This window comes from Allofranklinella schreckenbergeri, from assembly GCF_003703475.1.
Taxonomy (GTDB): Bacteria; Pseudomonadota; Gammaproteobacteria; order Burkholderiales; family Burkholderiaceae_C; genus Lampropedia; species Lampropedia schreckenbergeri.
Genome location: NZ_RDQM01000004.1, coordinates 111201 through 134450 on the forward strand (window position 1 = coordinate 111201; position 23250 = coordinate 134450).

General features: G+C 64.6%; 22 protein-coding genes. 16 read left to right on the forward strand and 6 right to left on the reverse strand.

The window, feature by feature from the left end; translation table 11 throughout:
- Positions 1-56: 56 nt before the first annotated feature.
- Both tsaD and der read right to left on the reverse strand, forming a co-directional pair.
- Positions 57-1151 carry a tRNA (adenosine(37)-N6)-threonylcarbamoyltransferase complex transferase subunit TsaD gene (tsaD, locus tag EBQ26_RS04235; RefSeq protein WP_122237875.1) on the reverse strand — a complete coding sequence of 365 codons (1095 nt, stop codon included), beginning with the start codon at positions 1149-1151 and terminating at the stop codon, positions 57-59.
- Positions 1152-1269: 118 nt separating this feature from the next.
- Positions 1270-2649, reverse strand: coding sequence for a ribosome biogenesis GTPase Der (gene der / locus EBQ26_RS04240; RefSeq protein ID WP_122237876.1), 1380 nt, complete (start codon positions 2647-2649; stop codon positions 1270-1272).
- A 296-nt stretch (positions 2650-2945) separates the two neighbouring features.
- Here der and EBQ26_RS04245 point away from each other — a divergent pair, with 296 nt between their 5' ends.
- On the forward strand, positions 2946-3713 hold the full coding sequence (locus EBQ26_RS04245; RefSeq protein ID WP_122237778.1) for a class II glutamine amidotransferase: 768 nt from the start codon (positions 2946-2948) through the stop codon (positions 3711-3713).
- 39 nt (positions 3714-3752) lie between these two features.
- Entirely contained in the window at positions 3753-4706 is a 954-nt protein-coding gene (locus EBQ26_RS04250; protein ID WP_122237779.1) for a LysR substrate-binding domain-containing protein, read from the forward strand.
- An 86-nt stretch (positions 4707-4792) separates the two neighbouring features.
- Here the strand turns inward: EBQ26_RS04250 and EBQ26_RS04255 are convergent, their stop codons facing one another.
- Complete coding sequence (locus tag EBQ26_RS04255; RefSeq protein WP_122237780.1) at positions 4793-5698, reverse strand: EamA family transporter; 906 nt, start codon at positions 5696-5698, stop codon at positions 4793-4795.
- A gap of 335 nt (positions 5699-6033) precedes the next feature.
- Between EBQ26_RS04255 and ilvD the strand changes: the two genes are divergently transcribed.
- The 5 genes from ilvD to EBQ26_RS04280 all read left to right on the forward strand — a co-directional run bounded on the left by ilvD (position 6034) and on the right by EBQ26_RS04280 (position 12676).
- Positions 6034-7806 carry a dihydroxy-acid dehydratase gene (gene ilvD, locus EBQ26_RS04260; protein WP_122237781.1) on the forward strand — a complete coding sequence of 591 codons (1773 nt, stop codon included), beginning with the start codon at positions 6034-6036 and terminating at the stop codon, positions 7804-7806.
- A 335-nt stretch (positions 7807-8141) separates the two neighbouring features.
- On the forward strand, positions 8142-8930 hold the full coding sequence (locus tag EBQ26_RS04265; RefSeq protein WP_122237782.1) for an SDR family oxidoreductase: 789 nt from the start codon (positions 8142-8144) through the stop codon (positions 8928-8930).
- Positions 8931-9169: 239 nt separating this feature from the next.
- Complete coding sequence (locus EBQ26_RS04270; RefSeq protein ID WP_122237783.1) at positions 9170-10417, forward strand: styrene monooxygenase/indole monooxygenase family protein; 1248 nt, start codon at positions 9170-9172, stop codon at positions 10415-10417.
- 12 nt (positions 10418-10429) lie between these two features.
- The gene (locus EBQ26_RS04275; RefSeq protein ID WP_122237784.1) at positions 10430-10990 is read left to right on the forward strand and encodes a flavin reductase family protein; all 561 of its coding nucleotides are present in this window, start codon (positions 10430-10432) and stop codon (positions 10988-10990) included.
- Between the two features lie 75 nt (positions 10991-11065).
- Positions 11066-12676 carry a phytoene desaturase family protein gene (locus tag EBQ26_RS04280; protein WP_122237785.1) on the forward strand — a complete coding sequence of 537 codons (1611 nt, stop codon included), beginning with the start codon at positions 11066-11068 and terminating at the stop codon, positions 12674-12676.
- 90 nt (positions 12677-12766) lie between these two features.
- Here EBQ26_RS04280 and EBQ26_RS04285 read toward each other — a convergent pair whose 3' ends face one another.
- Complete coding sequence (locus EBQ26_RS04285) at positions 12767-13840, reverse strand: AraC family transcriptional regulator (RefSeq protein ID WP_122237786.1); 1074 nt, start codon at positions 13838-13840, stop codon at positions 12767-12769.
- A gap of 575 nt (positions 13841-14415) precedes the next feature.
- Here EBQ26_RS04285 and EBQ26_RS13135 point away from each other — a divergent pair.
- The 4 genes from EBQ26_RS13135 to fabA all read left to right on the forward strand — a co-directional run bounded on the left by EBQ26_RS13135 (position 14416) and on the right by fabA (position 17374).
- The gene (locus tag EBQ26_RS13135) at positions 14416-14541 is read left to right on the forward strand and encodes a hypothetical protein (RefSeq protein ID WP_275265342.1); all 126 of its coding nucleotides are present in this window, start codon (positions 14416-14418) and stop codon (positions 14539-14541) included.
- A 30-nt stretch (positions 14542-14571) separates the two neighbouring features.
- Positions 14572-16068, forward strand: a complete 1497-nt coding sequence (locus EBQ26_RS04295; protein ID WP_122237788.1) for a tetratricopeptide repeat protein — start codon at positions 14572-14574, stop codon at positions 16066-16068.
- A 92-nt stretch (positions 16069-16160) separates the two neighbouring features.
- Entirely contained in the window at positions 16161-16697 is a 537-nt protein-coding gene (gene ssb, locus EBQ26_RS04300) for a single-stranded DNA-binding protein (RefSeq protein ID WP_122237789.1), read from the forward strand.
- A gap of 173 nt (positions 16698-16870) precedes the next feature.
- Positions 16871-17374, forward strand: a complete 504-nt coding sequence (fabA, locus tag EBQ26_RS04305; protein ID WP_122237790.1) for a bifunctional 3-hydroxydecanoyl-ACP dehydratase/trans-2-decenoyl-ACP isomerase — start codon at positions 16871-16873, stop codon at positions 17372-17374.
- Between the two features lie 130 nt (positions 17375-17504).
- On the opposite strand, the gene EBQ26_RS04310 is transcribed toward fabA, so the two are convergent.
- Complete coding sequence (locus EBQ26_RS04310; RefSeq protein WP_122237791.1) at positions 17505-17870, reverse strand: dihydroneopterin aldolase; 366 nt, start codon at positions 17868-17870, stop codon at positions 17505-17507.
- 110 nt (positions 17871-17980) lie between these two features.
- Positions 17981-18856 (reverse strand): SDR family oxidoreductase, encoded by an 876-nt coding sequence (locus tag EBQ26_RS04315; protein ID WP_390614164.1) that lies wholly within the window; start codon positions 18854-18856, stop codon positions 17981-17983.
- A 33-nt stretch (positions 18857-18889) separates the two neighbouring features.
- Here EBQ26_RS04315 and EBQ26_RS04320 point away from each other — a divergent pair, with 33 nt between their 5' ends.
- From EBQ26_RS04320 to EBQ26_RS04340, 5 genes are all read left to right on the forward strand, one after another.
- Positions 18890-20173: a class I SAM-dependent methyltransferase gene (locus EBQ26_RS04320; protein WP_122237793.1), complete on the forward strand. Its 1284-nt coding sequence runs from the start codon at positions 18890-18892 to the stop codon at positions 20171-20173.
- Between the two features lie 189 nt (positions 20174-20362).
- Positions 20363-21244 (forward strand): M48 family metallopeptidase, encoded by an 882-nt coding sequence (locus tag EBQ26_RS04325; RefSeq protein ID WP_122237794.1) that lies wholly within the window; start codon positions 20363-20365, stop codon positions 21242-21244.
- 86 nt (positions 21245-21330) lie between these two features.
- Positions 21331-21645, forward strand: coding sequence for a YbjQ family protein (locus EBQ26_RS04330; protein WP_122237795.1), 315 nt, complete (start codon positions 21331-21333; stop codon positions 21643-21645).
- Positions 21646-21651: 6 nt separating this feature from the next.
- Complete coding sequence (locus EBQ26_RS04335) at positions 21652-22740, forward strand: YbjQ family protein (RefSeq protein WP_122237796.1); 1089 nt, start codon at positions 21652-21654, stop codon at positions 22738-22740.
- Positions 22741-22784: 44 nt separating this feature from the next.
- Positions 22785-23213, forward strand: coding sequence for a hypothetical protein (locus tag EBQ26_RS04340; protein ID WP_122237797.1), 429 nt, complete (start codon positions 22785-22787; stop codon positions 23211-23213).
- Positions 23214-23250: the final 37 nt, after the last annotated feature.

Genomic DNA, 23250 nt, shown 5'->3' on the forward strand with positions numbered 1-23250 from the left:
CCTAACATGCCAAAACAAGGCTATTATTTTTCCTATTGAATGATACAAATCCCTTGTTAGGGCGCAGCAATCGCCTCCAGGGGCCAGCGTGGCAGCACGTCGAAACTCCACTGCCGCGTGGGTTGCTGCAAGCGCGCTTGCAGGCGCATGGCGGCGGCCAGGGCGATCATGGCGCCGTTGTCGGTGCACAGGTGCAGCTCGGGGTAATGCACGCGCAGGCCACGGCGCGCGCAGGCCGCGTCCAGCGTTTGGCGCAAGCGGCGGTTGGCGCCCACACCGCCTGCGACCACCAGGCGCTTCAGGCCCGTTTGCTCCAGCGCCAGCAGGGTTTTGCGCACCAGCACTTCGACGATGGCCTCCTGCGTACTGGCGGCCAAATCCCGCCGCTGGCGGCTATCGGGCGCATCCAGCGCGGCGCCCAGTTTTTGCACCTGGGTGAACACCGCCGTTTTGAGGCCCGCAAAAGAAAAATCCAGATTGCCCGCGCGCAGCAGCGGCCTGGGCAGCGCATAGGCTTGCGCATCGCCGCCTTCGGCCAGACGCGCCAGCTCCGGCCCGCCGGGGTAAGGCAGGCCCAGCAGCTTGGCGGATTTGTCGAACGCTTCGCCCGCCGCATCGTCAATCGTCTCGCCCAGCAGCTCGTAGCGCCCCACCCCATCGACGCGCATGAGCTGGGTGTGCCCGCCCGAGACCAGCAGCGCCACGAAAGGGAATTGCGGCGCATCGGCGCTCAGGAAGGGCGAGAGCAAATGCCCTTCCAGATGGTGCACGCCCAGCACGGGCTTATCCAGCGCCGCGCCCAGCGCGCAGGCCACGCCCGCGCCTACCAGCAGCGCGCCGGCCAGCCCGGGGCCTTTGGTGTAGGCGATCACATCCAGCGCCGCCAGATCGTGCCCGGCCTCGGCCAGCACCTGCTGCGCCAGCGGCAGCACACGGCGGATGTGGTCGCGGCTGGCCAGCTCGGGCACCACGCCGCCGTAGGCGCGGTGCATGTCGATCTGGCTGTGCAAGGCATGAGCCAGCAATTGCGGCACGGCCGGGCGCTGCGCGTCGCCCGAAGCGGCGGGCAGGCGCACCAGGGCCACGCCGGTTTCATCGCAGGACGATTCGATGCCCAGCACCAGGGCGCCTTCGCGCAAGGGGGATTGCATGGCCGGATTCAAGGCAAAAATAACCAATCAAAGGAAAAACGAAAAACCCGTTTTGGCATATCCAGTATCAAAAAAGTTTTTTGAAATCCATTTTTGATCTGGAAAGCCATGCACCACCCTACTCGCGCCCCGCATAGGGGTTGTCGGTGGTGCGCAATTCGATGCGCAGCGGCGTGCCTTCGAGCTTGAAGGCTTTGCGAAACCACGTCTCCAGAAAGCGCAGGTAGGACTGGCCCAGCCCGTCGAGCGAGTTGCCGTGGATGACGATCACCGGCGGATTCATGCCGCCCTGGTGGGCGTAGCGCGGTTTGGGGCGATAGCCGCCGCCTTTGCGCGGGGCCTGATATTGCACGGCCTCTTGCAGCAGGCGCGTGAGTTTGGCCGTGGGCATCTTGCAGGTGGCGGCGGCGTAGGCGGCATCGATGGCCTTCCACAGCGGCCCCAGGCCCTGGCGTTTGAGGGCGGAGATGTGCTTGACGGTGGCGAATTTCATGAACGCCAGCCGCAGCTCCAACGAGCGCTCCAACTGCTCGCGCTGGTAGCGATCCAGCGCATCCCACTTGTTGATGGCCACCACCACGGCGCGGCCCGATTCGAGGATGAAGCCGGCAATGTGCGCATCCTGATCGGTCACGCCCACGGTCGCATCGATCACCAACACCACCACCTGCGCGCCCTCAATGGCCTGCAAGGTTTTGACGACGGAGAATTTCTCGATCGCCTGAAACACCTTGCCCTTGCGGCGCAGCCCGGCCGTGTCGATCAGCTCATAGGCTTTGCCATCGCGCGTGAACGGCACGCGAATCGCATCGCGCGTGGTGCCGGGCATGTCGAACGTCACCAGCCGATCCTCGCCCAGCCAGGCGTTGATGAGCGTGGATTTGCCCGCATTGGGCCGCCCGGCCACGGCGATGCGGATGGGGCCGGCCTCGCGCTCGTCCTCCTCGCTCTCCTCGCCCTTGGCCTGGTTGGCATCGTCGTCGGCCTGCACATCGGGCAAGGCCTGGGGCAACTGCTCAGCGGCCAGCTCCAGCAAATCGCGCACGCCCTGGCCGTGGGCGGCGGAGATGGGGTAAATCTCGCCCAGCCCCAGCTCGTGGAATTCGGCCAACTGGGCGCTGCCCTTCATGCCCTCGGCCTTGTTGGCCACCAGCAGCACCGGCTTGCCCAGGCGGCGCAGATAGCGGGCGATTTCGTGGTCTTGCCCGGCCAGGCCCGCGCGCACGTCCACCATGAACATCACCAAATCGGCCTCGGCAATGGCCTGCATGGTTTGCCCGGCCATCTTCTCGAAAATCGCGCCCTCGGCGCTGTCCTCCAGGCCGCCGGTGTCCACCACAATGAACTGGCGCTTGCCCAGCTTGGCCGTGCCGTAGTGGCGATCGCGCGTCAGGCCCGCGAAATCGGCCACGATGGCATCGCGCGTGCGCGTCAAACGATTAAACAGTGTGGATTTGCCCACATTGGGCCGCCCCACCAAAGCGATCACCGACAGCATGGCCATCCCCTTCCATCAAACGCAAACCGGCGATTGTCGCACTGGCAGCGCAAGCCGGCATGGTCAGGGCTTGGAGCGTGTGATGAGCCTCCCACCCCTCCTGCGCGCTGGCAGTGCCTTGCAAAGCCCCAATTTTCCAAAATTCAAGAAACAAAATCACCCCATTTTGGCTTGACTGTATTCAGTCCCTATTTACCTTGATTTGCAATTTCCAATCAGGCCCGCAAGGGCCAGTATGATGCGCGGCTTTGCGCGCCTGCGCGCTGGCCCCACCCCTTCTCTCAACGGCTGCCACCATGTGCCAACTCCTTGGAATGAATGCGAAAAACCCCACCGATTTGGCGTTCAGCTTCACCGGGTTTTCGCAGCGCGCGGGCAAGACGGGCGACCATGTGGATGGCTGGGGCATGGCGTTTTTCGAAGACCACGGCGTGCGCCATTTCGTCGATCACCAAAGCGCCATCGCCTCGCCCATTGCCGAGCTGATCCGCCGCTATCCGATCAAAAGCACCAACGTCATCGCCCACATCCGCAAGGCCACCCAGGGCGTGGTCAGCCTGCCCAATTGCCACCCGTTTGTGCGCGAGCTGTGGGGCAATTACTGGGTGTTCGCGCACAACGGCGACCTCAAGGATTTTCGCCCGCGCCTGCACAGCCACTTCCACCCCGTGGGCACGACCGATAGCGAGCACGCCTTTTGCTGGATCATGCAAGAGCTGGCCAAGTCCCATGCGGGCGTGCCCAGCGTGCCCGAGCTGACGCTGACCCTGCGCGAGCTGGCCGAGCGCATTGCGCGCCACGGCACGTTCAACTTTCTGCTCTCCAACGGCGATGCGCTGTGGGCGCATGCCACCACGCATTTGTGCTATGTGGAGCGCGCCTACCCGTTTCACTCGCTCACGCTCAGCGATGAAGACCTCACCGTCGATTTCTCCCAGCGCAACACGCCAGACGATCGCATGGCCATCGTCGTGACCGCGCCGCTGACGCAAAACGAGCAGTGGACGCCCTTTGCACCCGGCGAGCTCAAAGTCTTTGTCGATGGCGTGTTGCAGCCCTGCTAAGGCCACCGCCGCGACGGCTGCCCCCTGCCCTGTTTGCCCATGACGCTGACCGAACTCAAATACATCATCGCCGTGGCGCGCGAGCGCCACTTTGGCCGCGCCGCCGATGCCTGCTTCGTCTCCCAGCCCACGCTCTCGGTGGCGGTGAAAAAGCTCGAAGAAGAGCTGGGGGTAAAGATTTTCGAGCGCAGCTCGGGCGAAGTCACCGTCACGCCGCTGGGCGAGCGCCTGGTCGAACAGGCGCAAAACGTGCTCGATCAAGCGCATTTGTTCAAGGAAATTGCCCAAAGCCGCACCGACCCCCTGCAAGGCCCGCTGCGCCTGGGCGTGATCTACACCATCGGGCCGTACCTGCTGCCCGAGCTGGTGCGCCAGGTCATCGCCCGCACACCGCAAATGCCCTTGGTGCTGCAAGAGAACTTCACCACACGCCTGCTGGAGATGCTGCGCGTGGGCGAGCTCGACTGCGCCATCCTGGCCGAACCCTTCCCCGAAGCCAACCTGGCCGTCGCGCCGCTGTACGACGAACCCTTCATGGCCGCCGTACCCGCCAACAGCGAGCTGGCGGCGCAAACCTCGGTGACGATGGCCCAGCTACAACAACACAACATGCTGCTGCTGGGCACAGGGCATTGCTTTCGCGACCACGTTTTGCAGGTCTGCCCGGAATTTGCACGCTTTTCGGATGGTGAGGGCATCCAGAAATCGTTTGAAGGCTCCTCGCTGGAAACCATCAAACACATGGTGGCCGCAGGCATGGGCATCACCCTGGTGCCACGCCTGGCCGTGCCCGAGCGCCTGCCCGCACCCGGCCACCAGGGCGAATACGTGCACTACCTGCCTATCCAGGATGAAGCGGGGCGCCAGCCCCCGTCGCGCCGCGTGGTGCTGGTGTGGCGGCGCAGCTTCACGCGCTACGAAGCCATCGCCGCGCTGCGCAACGCCATTTACGCCTGCGCGCTACCCGGGGTGACGCGGTTGAGTAGTGCTTAAGCAGCACTTGAGCAGAGCCCAATTTTCCAAACCAAAAAATAAAATAAAAAATCAAATTTCAATACAGAATTGCCAAAATCGTATTTTCAATTTTCCTTGGATTTGGAAATCTGCACCACCTCCGGCGACCTGCGGCTGGCCGAAGCCACGCTACCCATGGACGCGGCCATGATGCAGCCAATGGCCAGCCACTGTTGCAGGCTCAGCGCCTCGTGCAAAAACACCAGCGCCGCCAGGGCGGCCACGGCGGGCTCCAGGCTGAGCAAAATGCCAAACGTCTCGCGCGGCAGGCGCTTGAGGGCGAACATCTCCAGCGAGATCGGGATGGTGCTGGAGACAATCGCCACCCCCAGTCCCCACAGCAGCAACTGGGGATCGAACAGCGCCGCGCCCGCGTGGGCGATGCCAATGGGCACGACCACCAGCGACGCGGCCAGCAAGCCCAGCGCCACCGATTGGCCCGCGTGCAAATGCCCGGCGCGCTTGCCGAACACGATGTAGGTGCCCCAGGCCGCCGCCGCGCCCAGCGCCCACAGCACCCCTGCGGGATCGAGCGCATGCGCCTGCTGCGTCAGCGGCAGCAGCAAGCCCAGCCCCAGCACCACCAGCGCCACCCAGATGTAATCGCGCTTGCGGCGCGAGTAATACAACGCTACCGCCAGCGGGCCGGTGAACTCGATCGCCACCGCCACCCCGAAAGGGATGGTGCGAATGGCCATGTAAAACATCCAGTTCATCAGCCCCAGCGCCAGCCCGTAGCGCAGCAGCGTGCCCACATCGGGGCGCGACAGCGGCCAGCGCCAGGGCCGCCACAGCACGACCAGCACCAGCGCCGACAGCCCCACGCGCAACGCGCTCGTACCCTGCGCGCCCACCAGGGGAAAGAGCTGCTTGGCATACGAGGTGCCCAAGGCCAACGAAACCACCGAGCCGATCACAGCCAGCACAGGCCACAGCACGGGGGAGGAATGCAAAGGGGAGGTAGAGCGCATGGGGCGCGACTATAGGGGCGGCGCAATGCGTGTTTGATTTCAATCAAAAGAAAATTTACTTCAATACCATTATGCCGAAATATGCATTTTATTTTTCCTTTTGATTGATAATTCAAAAACCTTGGCAGGCGTGGGGCAACTCGCAGTGCAGCCATTTGGGCGCTGCCCGCCCGGCATGGCCTCAACGCCCAAAGCCGCCAGCCGGGCCTAGCGCCGGGCCAGGCGCTGGAGCAGGCGCAAAAACCTGCTCAAAAGGCGGGACAATGCGCCCTTCAGCGCGCCCGGCGCGCTGCTCTTTTTTTCATCCCCACACCGATCACACCGAGAGCGACACCATGAGCGAATCCTCCCAACCCTCCGCCCCCTCTTGCAGCGCCTCCTGCACGGGCGAGGGGCAAAAAATCATCCCCATCCGCCCCGCCAACGAGCGCAGCGCCCACATCACCCAGGGCAAATCGCGCGCGCCCAACCGCTCCATGTACTACGCGCTGGGCTACACCGAGAGCGATTTCGACAAGCCCATGGTCGGCATCGCCAACGGCCACTCCACCATCACGCCCTGCAACGCGGGCCTGCAACGCCTGGCCGATGCCGCCGTGGAGGGCATCCGGCAAGCGGGCGGCAACCCGCAAATCTTCGGCACGCCCACGATCTCCGACGGCATGTCCATGGGCACCGAGGGCATGAAGTACTCGCTGGTCAGCCGCGAAGTCATCGCCGATTGCATCGAGACCTGCGTGGGCGGGCAGTGGATGGACGGCGTGCTGGTCATCGGCGGCTGCGACAAGAACATGCCCGGCGGCATGATGGGCATGCTGCGCGCCAACGTGCCCGCCATCTACGTTTACGGCGGCACCATCCTGCCCGGGCGCTACAAGGGGCAGGATCTGAACATCGTCAGCGTGTTCGAGGCCGTGGGCCAGAACGCCGCCGGCAACATGAGCGATGAGGAATTGAAAGAAATCGAGCAGCGCGCCATCCCCGGCAACGGCTCGTGCGGCGGCATGTACACGGCCAACACCATGTCCAGCGCCTTCGAGGCCCTGGGCATGAGCCTGCCCTACTCCAGCACCATGGCCAACCCGCACGACGAGAAGCAAAACTCCGCCAAGGAATCGGCCAAAGTGCTGCTGCAAGCCATCCGCAACAACCTGCGCCCGCGCGACATCGTCACCCGCAAGGCGCTGGAAAACGCCGTGGCCGTCATCATGGCCACCGGCGGCTCCACCAACGCCGTGCTGCACTTTCTGGCCATCGCCCACGCCGCCGGCATCGAGGATTGGAGCATCGACGACTTCGAGCGCATCCGCAAGAAAGTGCCCGTGATCTGCGACCTCAAGCCCTCGGGCAAATACATGGCCGTCGATCTGCACCGCGCAGGCGGCATTCCGCAGGTCATGAAAATCCTGCTCAACGCCGGCCTGTTGCACGGCGACTGCATGACCATCACCGGCAAGACCATTGCCGAAACCCTGGCCGACGTGCCCGATACGCCGCGCGCCGATCAGGACGTCATCCGCCCCATCGACAAGCCCCTGTACGCCCAGGGCCACCTGGCCATCCTGCGCGGCAACCTCAGCCCCGAAGGCGCGGTGGCCAAGATCACCGGCCTGAAAAACCCCGCCATCACCGGCCCCGCGCGCGTGTTCGACGACGAACAATCGGCCCTGCAAGCCATTCTGGAGGGCAAGATCAAGGCCGGTGACGTGATGGTGCTGCGCTACCTCGGCCCCAAAGGCGGCCCCGGCATGCCCGAAATGCTCGCCCCCACCGGCGCGCTCATCGGCGCGGGCCTGGGCGAGAGCGTGGGCCTGATCACCGACGGGCGCTTCTCCGGCGGCACCTGGGGCATGGTGGTCGGCCACGTCGCCCCCGAAGCCTACGTGGGCGGCGCCATCGGCCTGGTGCGCGAAGGCGACACCATCACCATCGACGCCAAGCAACTGCTGCTGCAAGTGCACGTCAGCGACGAAGAGCTGGCCGAGCGCCGCAAGCACTGGCAGCAACCCGCGCCGCGCTACACCCGTGGCGTGCTGGCCAAATTCGCCCACAACGCCGCCAGCGCCAGCAAAGGCGCCGTGCTCGACGCCTGGAGCGATGGGGTTTGAGGCTTGCCACCCACCCAAAAAAACAAATCAAAGGAAATAAAACCATGCCATTTAGGCAATATATTCAATGAGTTGAATTCCCCTTGATTTAAAACACTCAAAGCCGCCTGCCAGCCCGCGCTGCCCGGCGGCTTTTTCATGCCCGCGCCAGCTCTGCATCCCCCCGCTGCCGCAGGGCATTTTTTTGCACGTGATGGATAACGCCTGCACAAGCTGGCTAGGCGAGCACTGGCCTGCGCTGCATGATGGCCTCGCAAGCTCGCCCCCCGCGCAGCACGGGCCAGGCGCGCTGCCACACCGCACCAGCGGGATGAACAAGCAAGGAGACAAGCAACATGAAAAACCTCAAGGACAAGGTCGCCATCGTCACCGGCGGCGCAACGCTGATTGGCGCAGGCGTGGTGCAAGCGCTGCGCGGCTACGGCGTGCGTGTGGCGGTGTTCGACATCGACGCCCAGGGCGGGCAGCGCCTGCAAGAGGCCGACGCCCAGGGCGTGTGCTTCTGGCCGATCGACATCACCGACGACGCCCAGCTCGAACAAGGCGTGGCCGAAGTCGCCAAGCACTTTGGCCGCATCGATTTTCTGGTCAACCTAGCGGCCACCTATCTGGACGAAGGCGCGCAATCGGGCCGCGCCGATTGGCTCAAGGCGCTGGACGTGAACCTGGTCAGCGCCGTCATGGCCGCGCGCGCGGTGCGCCCGCACATGCAAAAGCTGGGCAAAGGGGCCATCGTCAACTTCACCAGCATCTCCGCCTCGGTAGCGCAAACGGGGCGCTGGCTTTACCCCGTCTCCAAAGCCGCGCTGGGGCAACTGACGCGCAACATGGCGATGGACTTTGCCGCCGATGGCATCCGCGTCAACTCCGTCTCGCCGGGCTGGACGTGGTCGCGCGTGATGGATGAACTCACCGGCGGCGACCGCGCCAAGACCGACCGCGTGGCGGCCGACTTCCACCTGCTGGGCCGCGTGGGCGACCCCGCCGAAGTGGCCGACGTAGTGGCGTTTTTGCTCTCGGATCACGCCTCCTTCGTCACCGGCGCGGACTACGCCGTCGATGGCGGCTACTCGGCCATGGGGCCAGAGCAAGCCAAGCCCGCCATTCCGCGCCTGGCCGAGTAAGCCGCGCCGCATGCGGCAGCCCCTCTGCGGCGCCCCCGCGCCGCTCGGGCTGCCAGCCGCAAAGGGGCCACGAAGCCCCCAATGCGTAGGCCACTCGAATTTATCCATCAAAGTAAAATCAAAACAATAACTATCATACCCAAATATGGTTATTTTATTTCCTATTGGTATGTAATAAAAGCGCCAAAGCGGTTACCAGAACACGCGGCGCAAACCACCCACTCACAAGGAGACAAACCATGAAACGTATCGCCATCGTAGGCGCGGGCCAGGCGGGCCTGCCGCTGGCTTTCGGGCTGCTGGACAAGGGCTACGAAGTCACGGTGCTAACCAACCGCTCGCCACAACAAATCCGCGAGGGCAAGGTGCTCTCCAGCCAATGCATGTTCGACGAAGCCTTGCAGATCGAGCGCGATCTGGGCATCGACGAATGGGGCGAAGTCTGCCCGCCGGTGCAAGGCATTGGCTTTGCCGTGCCCCATCCCGATCAGCCCGGCGCCAAGGCGGTGGACTGGAGCGCGCGGCTGGACAAACCCGCCCTGTCGGTCGATCAGCGCTTGAAAATGCCCGTCTGGCTGGAGCGCTTTGCCGAGCGCGGCGGCGATTTGCGCATTGAGGACGTGGGCGTGGACGAGCTGGAGGCGCTGACGCAAAGCCACGATCTGGTCATCCTCGCCGCAGGCAAGGGCGAAGTGGTCAAGCTGTTCGAGCGCGACGCCGCCCGCTCGCCCTTTGACAAGCCCCAGCGCGCGCTGGCGCTGACCTACGTGCATGGGCTGGAGCCTACGCCGGAGTATTCACGCGTGTCCTTCAACCTCATGGCGGGCATTGGCGAGTACTTCGTCTTCCCCGCACTCACCTTGAGCGGCCCGTGCGACATCATGGTGTTCGAGGGCGTGCCCGGCGGCCCGCTGGATATGTGGCGCGACGTGAAAACACCCCAAGAGCACCTGGCAGCCAGCAAACGCTTTCTGGAAACCTACCTGCCCTGGGAGGGCGCGCGCGCAGCCAAGGTGGAACTGACCGACGCCAACGGCGTGCTGGCTGGCTCCTTCCCTCCCACAATCCGCAAGCCGGTGCTGACGCTGCCCTCGGGCCGCATGGTGCTGGGCCTGGGCGATGCCGTGGCGGTCAACGACCCCATCACCGGACAAGGCTCCAACAACGCCACCAAGGCGGCCAAGGTGTATCTGGACGCCATCCTGGAGCATGGCGAGCGCCCCTACACGCGCGAATGGATGGAGCAAACCTTCGAGCGCTTTTGGGACTACGCGCAATGGGTGGTGCGCTGGACCAACTCGCTGCTCACCCCACCGCCCGCGCATGTGGTGCAGGCGCTGGGTGCAGCCCAGGACAGCCCGGCCCTGGCCAGCCTGATGGCCAACGGCTTCAACCACCCCCCCAGCTATTTCCCCTGGTGGGATGACGCGCAAAGAACGCAGCAACTGATCGCCCAATGCCAGGCGCTGGGCCACCAGGCCGCTTGAGGAGGCGCGCGTATGAGCCAGCCAAGCACAAGCCTGCCCCCGAAAGGCCATGACGGCGGCGATGGCGCTGCCTGGGTCTGCGCCGGGGTGCAGCCCAAGGCCCTGCGCCATCTGCTGGGCAGCTACCCCACGGGCGTGGCGATTGTGACCACGCGCACGCCGCAGGGGCGCAATGTGGGGCTGACGATCAACTCGTTTGCCTCGCTGTCGCTGGAGCCGCCACTGGTGCTGTGGAGTTTGGTCAACCACTCGCCTAGCCTGGAGGCATTTCGCGACTGCACCCACTTCGCCATCAACATCCTCGCGCACGGGCACGAGGAGCTGGCGCGGCGCTTTGCCAACCCGGCGGTGCCAGACAAGTTCGCGGGCGTGGCCCTGCGCGAGGCGCCCGAAGGCATTGCCACCATCGATGGCGCCATCACCACCTTGGTCTGCGCCCACGACCACAGCCGCACCGTGGGCGACCATCTGCTGCTCATCGGCCAAGTGGTGCGCACGGCCAGCCAGCCAAGCAAGCCGCTGGTGTTTCACGCGGGCAAATTCACCTCGGTGCATGAGGGCGAAGCCCCCTGAAAGCAGCCTGGCAGGCCAGGGCCGCATGCCCCGGCCTGCCTTGACCTGCCTCTTTTGATGAATGGAGTGACGACGATGAACACCGCCAACGACGCCAACGCCGCCGACATCGTGTTCGTGGGCAGCGGCATCAACTCCCTGGCCGCAGCCGCCTTGCTGGCCGTGCGCGGCAAGCGCGTGCGCGTGCTCGAACGCAACGACCGCCTGGGCGGCTGCATCCGCACCGAGGAGCTGTTCCCCGGCTACCAGCACGAGGTTTTTTCCTCCTGGCACCCGCTGTTTGCGGGCAGCCCCGCCTACGCCGAACTCAAGCCCCACCTTGAGCGCCAAGGGCTGAAGATGGTCAGTTGCGACTACTCCACCGGCTGGGTGCATCCCGACGGCCGGGGGCTGGCGCTCAAGCAAGACCTGGCCGATGCTGCAAGGCGGCTGGACGCCTTGCAGCCTGGCGACGGCCAGGCGCTGCAAGACATGGCCACCCGCCTCTTTGGCGCCGATGCCGCCCTGACCTTCGGCCTGCTGGGCAAGCCGCTATACAGCCGCGCCATGCTGTGGCTGCTGTTCACCCAATGGCGGCAAAGAGGCCTGGATGGCCTGCTGGAATTTGCCAGCGGCGCGCTGGAGAGCTGCCGCCGCTGGTCGCAGCGCAGCTTCCAGTCCGACGCCACGCGCGCCCTCATCGCGCCCTGGACGCTGCACTCCGGCCTGGGGCCTGACGAAGCCAGCTCGGCGCTGATCGGCAAGCTCACCTTCGCCGCCGTTGTCAGCGGCGGCATGCCCGTCATCCAAGGCGGCGGCAGTCGGCTGGTGCAAGCGCTGGCGCAGGTGATCGAACAGCATGGCGGCAGCCTGCACACCCAAACCCATGTCGAGCGCATCGTGCTCGATGCCAACGGCGCACGCGCCACCGGCGTGCAATCGGCCGACGGGCAAACCTGGACGGCGCGCCAGGCCGTGGTCTGCAACGTCACCCCCAACCAGCTCTACGGCCATCTGCTGCCCGACGCGCCGCCAGCCGTGCAGCAACGCGCCCAGGCCTACCGCTTCGGGCGCGGCTGCATGCAAATTCACTTCGCCCTGCGCGCCAAGCCCCAATGGTGCGAGCCGGAGCTGCTGCATGTGCCGCTGGTGCATTTGACCGAAAGCATGGAGCAAGTGTGCCTGTCCGTCACCCAGGCCAACAACGGCCTGCTGCCCCAGCGCCCCACCCTCGCCATCGGCCAGCCCGTAGCCGTCGATGCCACGCGCGCGCCACAAGGCGGCTGGATTTTGTGGATTCAAATGCAGGAAATGCCCACCCAGCTCAAAGGCGACGCCGCAGGCGAGATCGCCACGCCCGCCGACGGGCGCTGGAACGAGGCCGTGCGCGAAGCGTTTGCCGACCGCGTGCAGGCGCGGCTGGAGGGCGTGATGCCGGGGCTGGGCGAGCTCATCGTCGGGCGGCGCGCCTATTCGCCCGCCGATCTGGAGGCGCTCAACTGCAACCTGGTGGGCGGCGACCCGTACTCGGGCATTTGCTCGCCCGACCAGTTCTTCTGGCTGCGCCCTTTTGCTGGCACGCACGGCGCGCGCGGGCACCAAACGCCGGTGGGCAACGTCTTTCACATTGGCGCGTCCACCCACCCAGGCCCCGGCCTGGGCGCAGGCTCGGGCTACGCCGTCGCCCAGCGCCTGGCAGGCAAGTGAAATACCCCGCAATTCCAATTCATGAAGAAATAAAATAACTATGCTATGGCTTTTTTATCAAGCCATAGCATTTTCTTTGGTTTGCAATAATCAACGCCTGCGCAGCGTCTCACTCGGCGTTTCGCCATAGCGCTTTTTGTACTCCTGGCTGAAGCGCCCCATGTGGGCAAAGCCCCAGCGCAAAGCCACGCCGGCCACGCTGGCCGAATCGGCGCTGCCAAGCTCATGGCGCGCACGCTCCATGCGCACATCACGCAGGTAACGCATGGGGCTGACGCCCAGAAACTCCTTGAATCCCGCATAGAGGCTGCGCACGCTCACCCCGGCTTCCTGCGCCAATTGCTCCGCGCTCAGAGGTTCGTGGGCATAGGCCTGCACAAAAGCCTGGGCGCGGCGGATATGGCGCGGCAGCACGGCGCTGCGGCGCTGCGGCTGCGCCTGCCAGTGGTTGTGGGCGTGGGTGGAAAGCAGCACCGAGGCCGCCAATTGCTCGATCTGCGCCAGCACCAGCTTGTGCTGCGTCAAATCCGGCGTCTGCTGCGCGCACTCGGTCAGGTACGACAACAGGCTGCACCACGGCGCGCATTCGCGCCAGCGAAACCCCAGCTCGAAATGCAAAGGCCGATGCAGCTTGTGGCCCAAATGGCCCACCAGCGTGCGCTCCACCAGCGAGCGCGACAGCCGCAGCATGAGCTGGTCGTTGCCGCTATGCCAGCGCATATGGCTGGCCTCTTGCGGGCTGAGCACGCTGGCCAGCTCGGGACCGGAATCGATGCTTTGCCTGCCAATGGCGATATGGGCATGGCCTGCCAGCGGCATTTGCACCAGAAAAAAATCCTCCAGCTCGCCAGGCTGAATCTGCACGGTGGCGCCATAGCGCAAGCGGCTGAGCGACAGCTCGCCCAGAGCGACGTGGTGCATGCGCGCATCCAGGCGCTCGCCCAGCGTGGTTTGCGTCAGCGCATGCGGGCGCATGACGCGCCCGACCGCAGCGCGCGTCTCCTCCAAATCGGCGGAGGCAAACAAAAGATGCTCTGGCGCGTTGAAAAAGCGTTCAATGGTGGCGATGGGAGCGCTAACCCCTCGGGCATGGGCCGTGGGGCATGGCGGCTGTGCTGGGGTCACGGGAGCTGCCTCCTCTTGTGGCTGTCGGGTAGCGGCCATCCTAGCGTTGGCACTGGCCTTTGGCGTTAGAGGGAAACCCGCGTTTTGGCCTGCAAATCATCCACTTTTGGCATGCGCTATCCGTTTTTGGCAGCTAGAGCGTTTCATGAACTTTGCATCCTTGAAGCCGCCCCAAATCCCGCCCGGCAAAGGCCGTAGGCGATACGCTCTATGATCCCCCCATGCGACTGCCCACCCTCTCCCGCCCCCCTGCCCCGGACCGGCCCCGAAGCCCGCGCGAGCGTTCGGCCCGTCTGGCCGTGTTGGGCGTGTTGTGGGGACTGCTCTCCCTCCTGGCTGCAACGCAGTTTGAATTCGACTGGCTGGCGCGCGAGATGCAGGCATGGCGCTCGCCGCCAGCGCAGCAGCCTCCACCAGCACCGCAACAGGAGCCGTTAACTGCATCTTCCATCACTTGGGCAGGGAGCTCTCACACGTACGCCGTTCGTACGCCCAGCCCCAACACACCACCGCCAACACACCCTGCCTGGAACTGGGCCGCTAAAGCTTTGGGCACGTTGGCTGTCGCATTTGCGCTGGCGGGCTTGTGGCGGCAGGAACACTGGCGCGCTGTCATGCTGGCACTCGCCTTGGGGGTGGGTGGCATCGCGTTTCACGGGGTGTACACGTTGGCCTCGGCGATCTTGCCGCTAATCGCCCTCCTGCTGCTCATCGGCGCCTTTTTGGGCATGCTGGGCTAGCACATCACGCAAAAGGAAAGGCAGGGCAGGATGCGCTTGAGCAAGAAAGTGGTGAGCCGGACAGAGGAGCTGATCCACGATGGCGATTACGCAGGCGCGCTGGCGTTGGTGGATGGTTTGCTGGCTGGCAGCCCGCAAGTGCCTGCCCTGCACTGGTACCGCAGCCGCTGCCTGATGGGCCTGCACCGCCATGATGAAGCGCGCCAATGCCTCGCCAAGGTGTTGGAGGAGCGCCCCAATTTCGTGCCTGCCTTGATGGTGCGCGTCAAGTTGGCGCGCGATACGCATGAGCGCTTTGATGTGGAGCCTTTGCTGCGGCGTGTGCTGGTGCTGGAGCCTGAGCGCGCCCGCGCGATGTATTGGCTGGCCGATACTTTGCTGATGCGCGGCGATGGCCACGAGCGCGAGGCGTTGGCGTTGCTGGACAAAAGCATTGCTCTGGCGCCCGACTTGCTCAAGGCGCGCAACCGCCGCGCGGACTTTTTGCTGGCCACCGCGCGCGAAATCGATGCCTCCAGCGAAATCGTCACCGACGATAAAGGCCAGCGCAGCGACAAGCGCAAACTGGAAGCGGCCTTGGCCGATTTCCAGTTCATCCTCCAGCACAAGCGCACGGAGCGGGCCGTGATGCGGGCGGCCAATGCGCTGCTACGCCTGGGGCGCAAGCAAGAGGCCGCGCAATTGTTCGACCAAATGCTGGAGAAAATCGGTGGCAACGACCCCAAGCGCGATACGCTGGAGCGGCTGCACCCGCAAACGCCACCGGGCCACGATGCCCAGTCCACCGCCAGCGCCTGGGGCGGCAAATTGAAAAAAGCCCTGAAAGGCACATCACCCCAAGCCACCGCTTTGCGCTTTGCCATGCAGATTTATCAAGCGGCCTTCGAGCCTGCGCCTGGGCTGCGCAAAGTGGATGCCAAACATCTGCCACCCTATCAACGCAAGTTTGCCGACCAATGCACCAAGGCGTTGCAGCCGCTGGGCTTCAAATGTCTGGACGATGCCGAAGCGGTGCACCTGAGCGAGCGCGATGGCCAACCCGCGCTGATGCGCATCTTCACCCACCCTACCCTGGGCGTTTTCATCACGCGCGCCTACCCACCCAGCCTGCGGCAGCGCCTCTGCGGCCAATTGGATACGTATGTGGAAGGCATGGCGATGTTGAGCAACGATGTGTTCGTGGGCGTCTGCCGCAGCTCACGCGATGTGCTGGACTTCGGCGGCAAAGCCTATCGGCTGAACATCGTGCCGCCGCAAGCCCCTTTGCTGGAGATGGTCAAACGCCAGCGCAAGCACTTGGGCGCTGCGTGGAAGGAGTTTCCAGGCGTGCATCTGATTGTTCCGCAGGACTTGACCGATCTGGAGGAGCAATGGGTGCGCCGCAACAGCGCCAAAAAGGCCCATCGCCAGGCTATCGACTACGTGACGGAGGAGGAGTTGCGCCGCCTGCTTGGGCCCCAGTTTGAACCGCTGCATGCGCAAGTCGATGCGCTGCTGGAGCAATTGGTGCAAGGGCGACTGCCATAAGAACTTGCTCCAAAGCCGCCAGAGGCGCTCCCGTTGGCACGCGGCAGACCTGCGACAATGCGCCCCCTTTGCAAAACACATGGAACACCCGCATGGCCTCAATCAACAAAGTTATCCTCATTGGCAACCTTGGGCGCGACCCGGAATTGCGCACTTTCCCCAGTGGCGGCCAGATTGCCACTGTCGGCTTGGCCACCTCGGAACAATGGCGCGATAAGCAATCGGGCGAGCGACGCGAACAAACCGAGTGGCACAACCTGGTCTTCAACGACCGACTGGCCGAAATCGCCTCGCAGTACCTGCGCAAAGGCTCTCAAATCTACGTAGAGGGGCGCTTGCGCACGCGCAAATGGCAAGACCAAAACGGCCAGGAGCGCTCCACCACGGAAATCCGCGTCGATGTCATGCAGATGCTGGGCGCGCGTGGCGGCAGTGGCGGCGATGGCTACGACAGCCAAGGCGGCCAAAGTGGCTATGGCGGCGGCTACAGCCGTGCGCCCGCGCAGCCATACAGCGCCCCAGCGCCTGCCCCCATGCAGCAGGCACCAGCCGCCCCGCCCGCTGCGTCCCACCAGCCCGCTCCCCAGCAAGGCTACAGCGACTTCGAAGACGACGATATCCCCTTCTGATGCCCGCCGCGCGCCAGTTCGCGCGCCGCAGTTTTTGCTGTTTTCTCCCTCTGGCGGGGCGCAATCCCCGTTCTATACTCGCGGCCTTTTGCGCAGTCGCGGTGCGGCTCTGGCTTGCCCGTGCGAGCCGCCTGCCGCAACGGCGCTTGCAGCCCTGCTTTGGAAGAATCGCTATGGTGGAATCCTTTAACTACGAACAACTGATTGCCTCCGGAGAGGGGCGGCTGTTTGGGCCCAACAGCGGCAAGCTCCCTCTGCCGCCGATGCTGATGTTCGACCGCATCACCCACATCGACGACGAAGGCGGCGCACACGGCTTGGGGCGCATCGTGGCCGAGTTGGATGTGAAACCCGATTTGTGGTTTTTCGCCTGCCACTTCAAGGACGACCCCGTCATGCCCGGCTGCCTGGGGCTGGATGCAATGTGGCAGCTCATCGGCTTTTACCTGACCTGGCTGCGCCTGCCCGGCAAAGGGCGCGCCTTGGGCGCGGGCGAGGTCAAGTTCACGGGCGAAGTCAAACCCGATGTGAAGCTGGTCACGTATGAAATCGACATCAAGCGCGTGATTCGCCGCAAGTTGAATATGGCCATTGGCGATGCCCGCCTGCTGGCCGATGGCCAGGAGATTTACACCGCGCAAGATTTGCGCGTAGGCTTATTCGAGGCGGGCAAATAAGCCCCGGCCCTCACGGCGCTTCAACGCTTGGCAGCGGCCTATGCCCGGCACTGGGCATAGGCCGCTGTTGCGTTTATCGGCGACGCGGCTGCGTTTGCGGCTGCATTTGCGTCTGGCCTGGGGCAGCCACCTACCACTGGCCTGTCTCCATATGAATGGCGACTTCGCAATCGTCAAAAATTTCCAGCTTGGCGATGCGCACGCGCACGCCGATCACGCCAGGTAGTTGCATCAGGCGGTGGGAGACTTTGCCGATCAGCGTTTCCAGCAAATTGACGTGCTCAGCCGTGCATTCATCGATGATGATCTGGCGCACTTTGCGGTAATCCAACACGCTGTGGATATCGTCATCGGCGGGCAGCAGCGGCTGGGTGCCCTGGTGCAACTGCGCATCCACCTGGATGGGCTGCGGGCGGCTGCGCTCGTGCTCGAGGATGCCCAAGTTGGCGTGAAAACGCAGGCCGGTCAGCGAGAGGGTTTGCTTGCCTTTAAGCATAGATAGGGCGAAAGAAAAGAGAAACGGCGCGCAACCCAGCCACTATGCACGCGCAGGCGCATCAACACCTGCGCGCTACGGCCGGGGCGCAACAAGCGGGGAGCGCGTACCTAGCCCCCGCCTGCCATCTTGGAAAAATCGCGTTCAAAACGCATCAGGTGCTGGCCGCCATCGACCAGCACGGTCGTGCCCGTCATGGAAGTATTGGAGAGCGCAAAGTGCACGGCGGCGGCCACATCGTCCACGGTGGAGGAGCGCCCCAGCGGGCTGAGGCGGTGCAGGCGGGCGAAGCTGGCCTCGTCGAGGAACTCGCTGGTCAGTGTCAAGCCCGGCGCCACGCCCACTACGCGCACCAGCGGCGCCAAAGCCAAGGCCAGCATGGTGCCCGCAGCCTCCAGCGCGGCTTTGGAGAGGGTGTAGCTGAGAAAGTCCGGGTTCTGGTTCCACAGCTTTTGATCCAGCAAATTCACCACCACGCCCAGCGGGCGCGCGGCATCGGCGGGTGCCTTCTCGCCCCCCGCATCGGCCCAGCGCTGTTGGCAATGTGCATGCAAGGCCTGGGCCAGCACGATGGGGGCTGCCACATTGCTGCACATATGCTGCTGCAACTGGGCGTAGGAGAAGCTGCCCGCATCGTCGAACGTAAAGCGTGAGGCGCTATTGATCACCGCATCCACCCGCCCGAAATGCGCCGCAACGGCAGGCAACAAGGCGGCTGTTTGGGCTTCATCATCAAAATCGCAGGCAAACACCGCGCTGCGCGCGCCTGCGGCCTGGCATGCCTGGGCGCTCGTCTGTGCGGCGGCGGCAGAGTGGCGGTAGTGAATGGCCACATCCCAGCCCTGGCGGGCCAAGTGCAGCGCAATGGCCGCCCCCAGGCGCAGGCCTGCGCCCGTCACCAGCGCCACGGGGCGCTGCGCCATCGGCGGGCCATCGGGCCGGCGCTCTGGCGGACACACAGACGAATGCGACAAGGGATCGGGCATAAGCAAATGGGGAGGGGCTGCGACAATCGCGGCATGCAAAACCACACCAACAGCGGCAGCGGCGCGCACCGCACGCCTTCTCACACCATCGGTCACGCCAGCGACGGCGCAAGTGTAGACCTGTCGCAGCAGCCCACAGCGCACACCCGGCCGCCCAACGCTTTGCTGGCGCGCATCCACCAGGCCATCGCCTCGGCAGGTGGCTGGCTGCCGTTTGATGCTTTCATGCAAATGGCCTTGTACGAGCCGGGCCTGGGGTATTACAGCCACAGCCGCCCGAAAATCGGCCGCATGCCTGCCGACGGCAGCGCGTCAGGCCGACAGCCGGGCAGCGATTTCGTCACCGCGCCGGAGATCTCCCCCCTCTTTGGCCAATGCATTGCCGCGCAAATCGCCCAGGCGCTCACCTACACTGGCGTGGATACGGTGTACGAATTCGGCGCGGGCAATGGCACCTTGGCGCGCGACATCCTGCGCCAGATCGGCGGACAAGTGGCGCGCTATTGCATCGTCGATGTCTCCGGCGCGCTGCGCGCACGCCAGGCAGAGACGCTGGCGGAATTTGGCGATCAGGTGCAATGGTTGAGCGAGTTGCCACCCGCCATCCACGGCGTGCTGCTGGGCAACGAGGTGCTGGATGCCATGCCCGTCAAACTGCTGGCGCGCCACGCCAATGGCTGCTGGAGCGAACGCGGCGTAAGCCTGGATGACAGCCAAACCCTGAGCTGGCAGGATCGCCCCACGGCGCTGCGCCCGCCGTGTGACCCCTGGCAGGACGATGAGGCCGACAGCGCCACCGCCCCCCCTCTTGATGCAGCAGGCGGCGATGCGGCCCAGGCTTTGAGCTACCTGACGGAAATCCACCCTTGGGCGGAAGCCTTCATCCGCACCACCTCCGAGCGCCTGCGCCAAGGCGCTGCGCTGTGGATCGATTACGGCTTTGGCGAAGCCGAGTACTACCACCCCCAGCGCCGCACGGGCACCTTGGTGTGCCACCATCAGCACCGCATGGACGACCAGCCCCTGCAACACGTAGGTGAAAAAGACATCACCAGCCACGTGGACTTCACCGCCGTGGCCGTGGCCGCCCAGCACGCTGGCCTGGAGGTGCTGGGTTACACCACGCAGGCGCACTTTCTCATCAATTGCGGCATCCAGCGCCTGCTGGAGCAAGCGACGCTGCCCGAGCGCATCATGGCCGCCAAGCTGCTGCACGAGCACGAAATGGGGGAGCTGTTCAAAGTCATCATGCTTGGCCCCGGCCCGTTCTGGGAACCCCTGGGCTTTCAGAATGGCGACCGCACCCATACACTGTGAGCGCCTGCCCCCTCCCGCAAGCGGCAGCGGGCGTCAAACGACTGGCGTCGCTGCCCAGGGGCCGCAGATGCACAGATTTTTTACCAATCAATAAGAAAAAAATAAGCCTATTTCGGCATGATAGAAATTAATCTTTATTTCCGTTGATTGACAATTCCAAGAACAGGCTTTGACGCCGCCCCTCCCGCCATGCGTTACAGCAATCCCCCCCTCTCCAGCATCGACCACGAAGCCGCCTTGCACGCCGAGCGCGGGGAATTTGCCCGCCTGCTGCTCATCGTCGCGGGCATTGTGCTGGCGCTGTTGCTGGCGCTGGACAGGCTGGCGGTCTGGGCCGCGCCACGGCTGCCCTTTGCCTGGGAAGTGGAAATCGCCCGCAGCACCGGGCTGGACACGCTCGCGCTGGGCATGAAAGACAGCCAGACCAGCATTGATGCGGCGCAGCAGCAAGCCCTCACGGCCGAGCTGCAACGCCGCCTCGACCGCATCGCCCAGGCCATCGAGCTGCCGCCCGACATCCGCCCCACCGCCCACTTTGTGGACAGCCCCACCATCAACGCCGTGGCCACCCTGGGCGGCCATGTCGCCGTGTTCGCAGGCCTGCTGCGCCAGCTTGAATACGAGGAGGAGCTGGACGCCGTGCTGGCCCACGAGCTGGGCCACATCCAGCACCGCCACATGGTGCGCCAGCTCAGCCGCGGCCTGAGCGCGGCGGCCGCTTTGGGGCTGGTCGGCATCCGCTCGCCCACCCTCAACCGCTGGCTGATTGGCGATGTGCAGCGATTGAGTCAACTGGCCTATTCGCGCCAGGCCGAGCAGGAAGCCGACGCCACCGCAGCACAGGCTTCGCTGCGGCTGTACGGCCACACCGGCGGGCTACAGCAACTGTTTCAACGCTTTCAGGCCCTGCACGCAAAGCACGGCGGCGATTACGGCGAATGGGCCAGCATGCTGCAAACCCACCCCCATCCGGCCGAGCGCCTGCGCGCCATCCCCAACTCCGGCGCGGCCCATGCGACCCTGACGCCACTGCGCGGCGCGGTCAAGCTCGGCCCCAACCCCAACAAATAAAGACCAGGCAAGGCAAGGCAAGGCAAGGCAAGCCACGCCTTGCCATGTACTCAACCCTTCATCTTCATCTGCAAGGAGCGCAAGCTATGTTGATCAGCAATATGGAATTCGTGCCAGGGCGGCGCGTGGTGGAACACCTGGGCGTCGTGCAAGGCAGCACCGTGCGCGCCAAGCACGCGGGCAAAGACTTCATGGCCGGCCTGAAAAACATCACCGGCGGCGAGCTGAAAGCCTATACCGAGCTGCTGACCGAAGCACGCCAGCAGGCCACCGACCGCATGGTGGCGCAGGCCAGCCAAGTCGGCGCCAACGCCGTGCTGAATGTGCGCTACGTCACCACGGCCGTTACCGCTGGCGCGGCGGAAATCCTCGCCTATGGCACGGCGGTCGTGCTGGAGTGATGCGCCGTGGAGCTGCTGCTCAAGCTGGGCCTGTTTCTGGTGCTGCTGGCGCTGGGCTATTGGCGCGGCCGCCGCAACGAGCGCCTGCACCTGCGCTGGCTGGCAGAAGAAGAAAAGCGCCTGGCCGATGTGCTGATCTTCGCCTCCCACTACCCGCCGCCGGGCGCGGCGGGCCTGCAACGCATGGATCCCGTGCTCGTCAGCGGTTCGGTGGTCGTGGCGGCGGATTTTTTCCGCATGCTGGTCGCCTCGCTGCGCAAGGTGATCGGGGGCAATTACGCAGCGCACGAGCGGCTGCTGGAGCGCGCCCGCCGCCACGCCACCGTCAAACTCAAGCAGCAGGCCCAGGCCCAGGGGCTGCGCATGGTCTTCAACGTGCGCTACACCACCGCACGCATCTCCGACCCGCGCGCGGGCGAGGCCATGCAGGTGGAAGTGCTGGCCTGGGGCACGGGCTTTGTGCCCGCCTGCGGCACAGTGGCGCAAAGCCGCGTACACCATCAGCCCGGCACGCACATCACCGCGCATGACGGCTTCGATCTGCTGAAAAACCCCGTCAGCCGCTGGTGGGTCATCGGCTGGTTTGCCGGTTTGGCCTATATTTTCGGCGAGCTGCTCACCGACTCGCTCTGGCTGCATTCCTGGCGCTATCTGCACGGCGCGCCCTGGCAAGGGTTTGCCGTGGCAGCCGTGGTGCTGGCCGCGCTGCTGGCCCACAACGGGCGGCGCAACCAATTGCCCTGGTCCATTGGCATCCCCTTGTCGGTACTGACAGTGCCTTTGCTGGTCTGCCTGTTTTACTTCGCGGGCCTGCGCGTCAATGGCAATTTCGCCCTGGCCTGGCAGCGCGACGCAGCGCCCACCTTGTACGAAGTGCGCGCCAACTTCGAAATGCACCCGCTGGAGCCTGGCATGCCGGTGTGGCAGCTTGACCCCGACTCCGCCTATTGGGAAACCATTTTGCGCCCCAGCCAGCAACAGCGCATCCTCGTCGTGCGCGGCCCGCTGGGCTTTTACCAGTACGATGTGCAGCCGCTGCGCGAGCGCTATCAGCAATGGCACGCCTCGCAGCAGAAAGAGAAAACAGACAAATAGCCCCCGTGATCCCTTTTTGTTCATGCCACTTCAAAGGAGCGCTGATGTCTTTCCCCAAAAATCTCTGCATGCTGGCCCTGTGCCTGACCCCTGCCGTTGCGATTCATGCGGCCAACCCGCTACCAGTCGGTCAAGCGCACATTGCGTTTTCCATTGGTGCGGGCATTACGCACCAAGCCCGCGCTGCGGCAGCGCTGGACACCCCCGTGCACATGGCGTTTGAACAGGGCGGCGATCGCGCCAAGCTCGAATACACCGTTTCCAAAGCGCCTGATCGCCAGGATGTCTACAGCGCAAAAATCAGCCTCTGGAGCTGGCAGCAAGACACATGGCAGCCCGCTGGGGACTTTCTCCTTGGCATCCGCCCTGGCGTGCCAGCCCAATTGACCTCCCGCTCAGCCACGGGAGAGCAAGTCAAGCTGAGCTTCCAATGGCAAGAAGGTGCAGAACGACGCATGGCGGTGCGTCCGTAAAAAAACCGCACTTTTCGCCCGCCCATGAAAAAAGCCC

What these genes read in the sequence shown, in the direction of transcription:
- EBQ26_RS04320 (WP_122237793.1), top strand. Translation starts at nt 18,890, where the DNA reads ATGCAAAACCACACCAACAGCGGCAGCGGCGCGCACCGCACGCCTTCT.
- EBQ26_RS04275 (WP_122237784.1), top strand. Translation starts at nt 10,430, where the DNA reads ATGAGCCAGCCAAGCACAAGCCTGCCCCCGAAAGGCCATGACGGCGGC.
- EBQ26_RS04325 (WP_122237794.1), top strand. Translation starts at nt 20,363, where the DNA reads ATGCGTTACAGCAATCCCCCCCTCTCCAGCATCGACCACGAAGCCGCC.
- EBQ26_RS13135 (WP_275265342.1), top strand. Translation starts at nt 14,416, where the DNA reads ATGCTGGCACTCGCCTTGGGGGTGGGTGGCATCGCGTTTCACGGGGTG.
- EBQ26_RS04255 (WP_122237780.1), bottom strand. Translation starts at nt 5,698, where the DNA reads ATGCGCTCTACCTCCCCTTTGCATTCCTCCCCCGTGCTGTGGCCTGTG.
- EBQ26_RS04295 (WP_122237788.1), top strand. Translation starts at nt 14,572, where the DNA reads ATGCGCTTGAGCAAGAAAGTGGTGAGCCGGACAGAGGAGCTGATCCAC.
- EBQ26_RS04245 (WP_122237778.1), top strand. Translation starts at nt 2,946, where the DNA reads ATGTGCCAACTCCTTGGAATGAATGCGAAAAACCCCACCGATTTGGCG.
- EBQ26_RS04270 (WP_122237783.1), top strand. Translation starts at nt 9,170, where the DNA reads ATGAAACGTATCGCCATCGTAGGCGCGGGCCAGGCGGGCCTGCCGCTG.
- fabA (WP_122237790.1), top strand. Translation starts at nt 16,871, where the DNA reads ATGGTGGAATCCTTTAACTACGAACAACTGATTGCCTCCGGAGAGGGG.
- tsaD (WP_122237875.1), bottom strand. Translation starts at nt 1,151, where the DNA reads ATGCAATCCCCCTTGCGCGAAGGCGCCCTGGTGCTGGGCATCGAATCG.
- EBQ26_RS04265 (WP_122237782.1), top strand. Translation starts at nt 8,142, where the DNA reads ATGAAAAACCTCAAGGACAAGGTCGCCATCGTCACCGGCGGCGCAACG.
- EBQ26_RS04280 (WP_122237785.1), top strand. Translation starts at nt 11,066, where the DNA reads ATGAACACCGCCAACGACGCCAACGCCGCCGACATCGTGTTCGTGGGC.
- EBQ26_RS04285 (WP_122237786.1), bottom strand. Translation starts at nt 13,840, where the DNA reads ATGGCCGCTACCCGACAGCCACAAGAGGAGGCAGCTCCCGTGACCCCA.
- ilvD (WP_122237781.1), top strand. Translation starts at nt 6,034, where the DNA reads ATGAGCGAATCCTCCCAACCCTCCGCCCCCTCTTGCAGCGCCTCCTGC.
- EBQ26_RS04330 (WP_122237795.1), top strand. Translation starts at nt 21,331, where the DNA reads ATGTTGATCAGCAATATGGAATTCGTGCCAGGGCGGCGCGTGGTGGAA.
- ssb (WP_122237789.1), top strand. Translation starts at nt 16,161, where the DNA reads ATGGCCTCAATCAACAAAGTTATCCTCATTGGCAACCTTGGGCGCGAC.
- EBQ26_RS04310 (WP_122237791.1), bottom strand. Translation starts at nt 17,870, where the DNA reads ATGCTTAAAGGCAAGCAAACCCTCTCGCTGACCGGCCTGCGTTTTCAC.
- EBQ26_RS04250 (WP_122237779.1), top strand. Translation starts at nt 3,753, where the DNA reads ATGACGCTGACCGAACTCAAATACATCATCGCCGTGGCGCGCGAGCGC.
- EBQ26_RS04340 (WP_122237797.1), top strand. Translation starts at nt 22,785, where the DNA reads ATGTCTTTCCCCAAAAATCTCTGCATGCTGGCCCTGTGCCTGACCCCT.
- der (WP_122237876.1), bottom strand. Translation starts at nt 2,649, where the DNA reads ATGCTGTCGGTGATCGCTTTGGTGGGGCGGCCCAATGTGGGCAAATCC.
- EBQ26_RS04315 (WP_390614164.1), bottom strand. Translation starts at nt 18,856, where the DNA reads ATGCCCGATCCCTTGTCGCATTCGTCTGTGTGTCCGCCAGAGCGCCGG.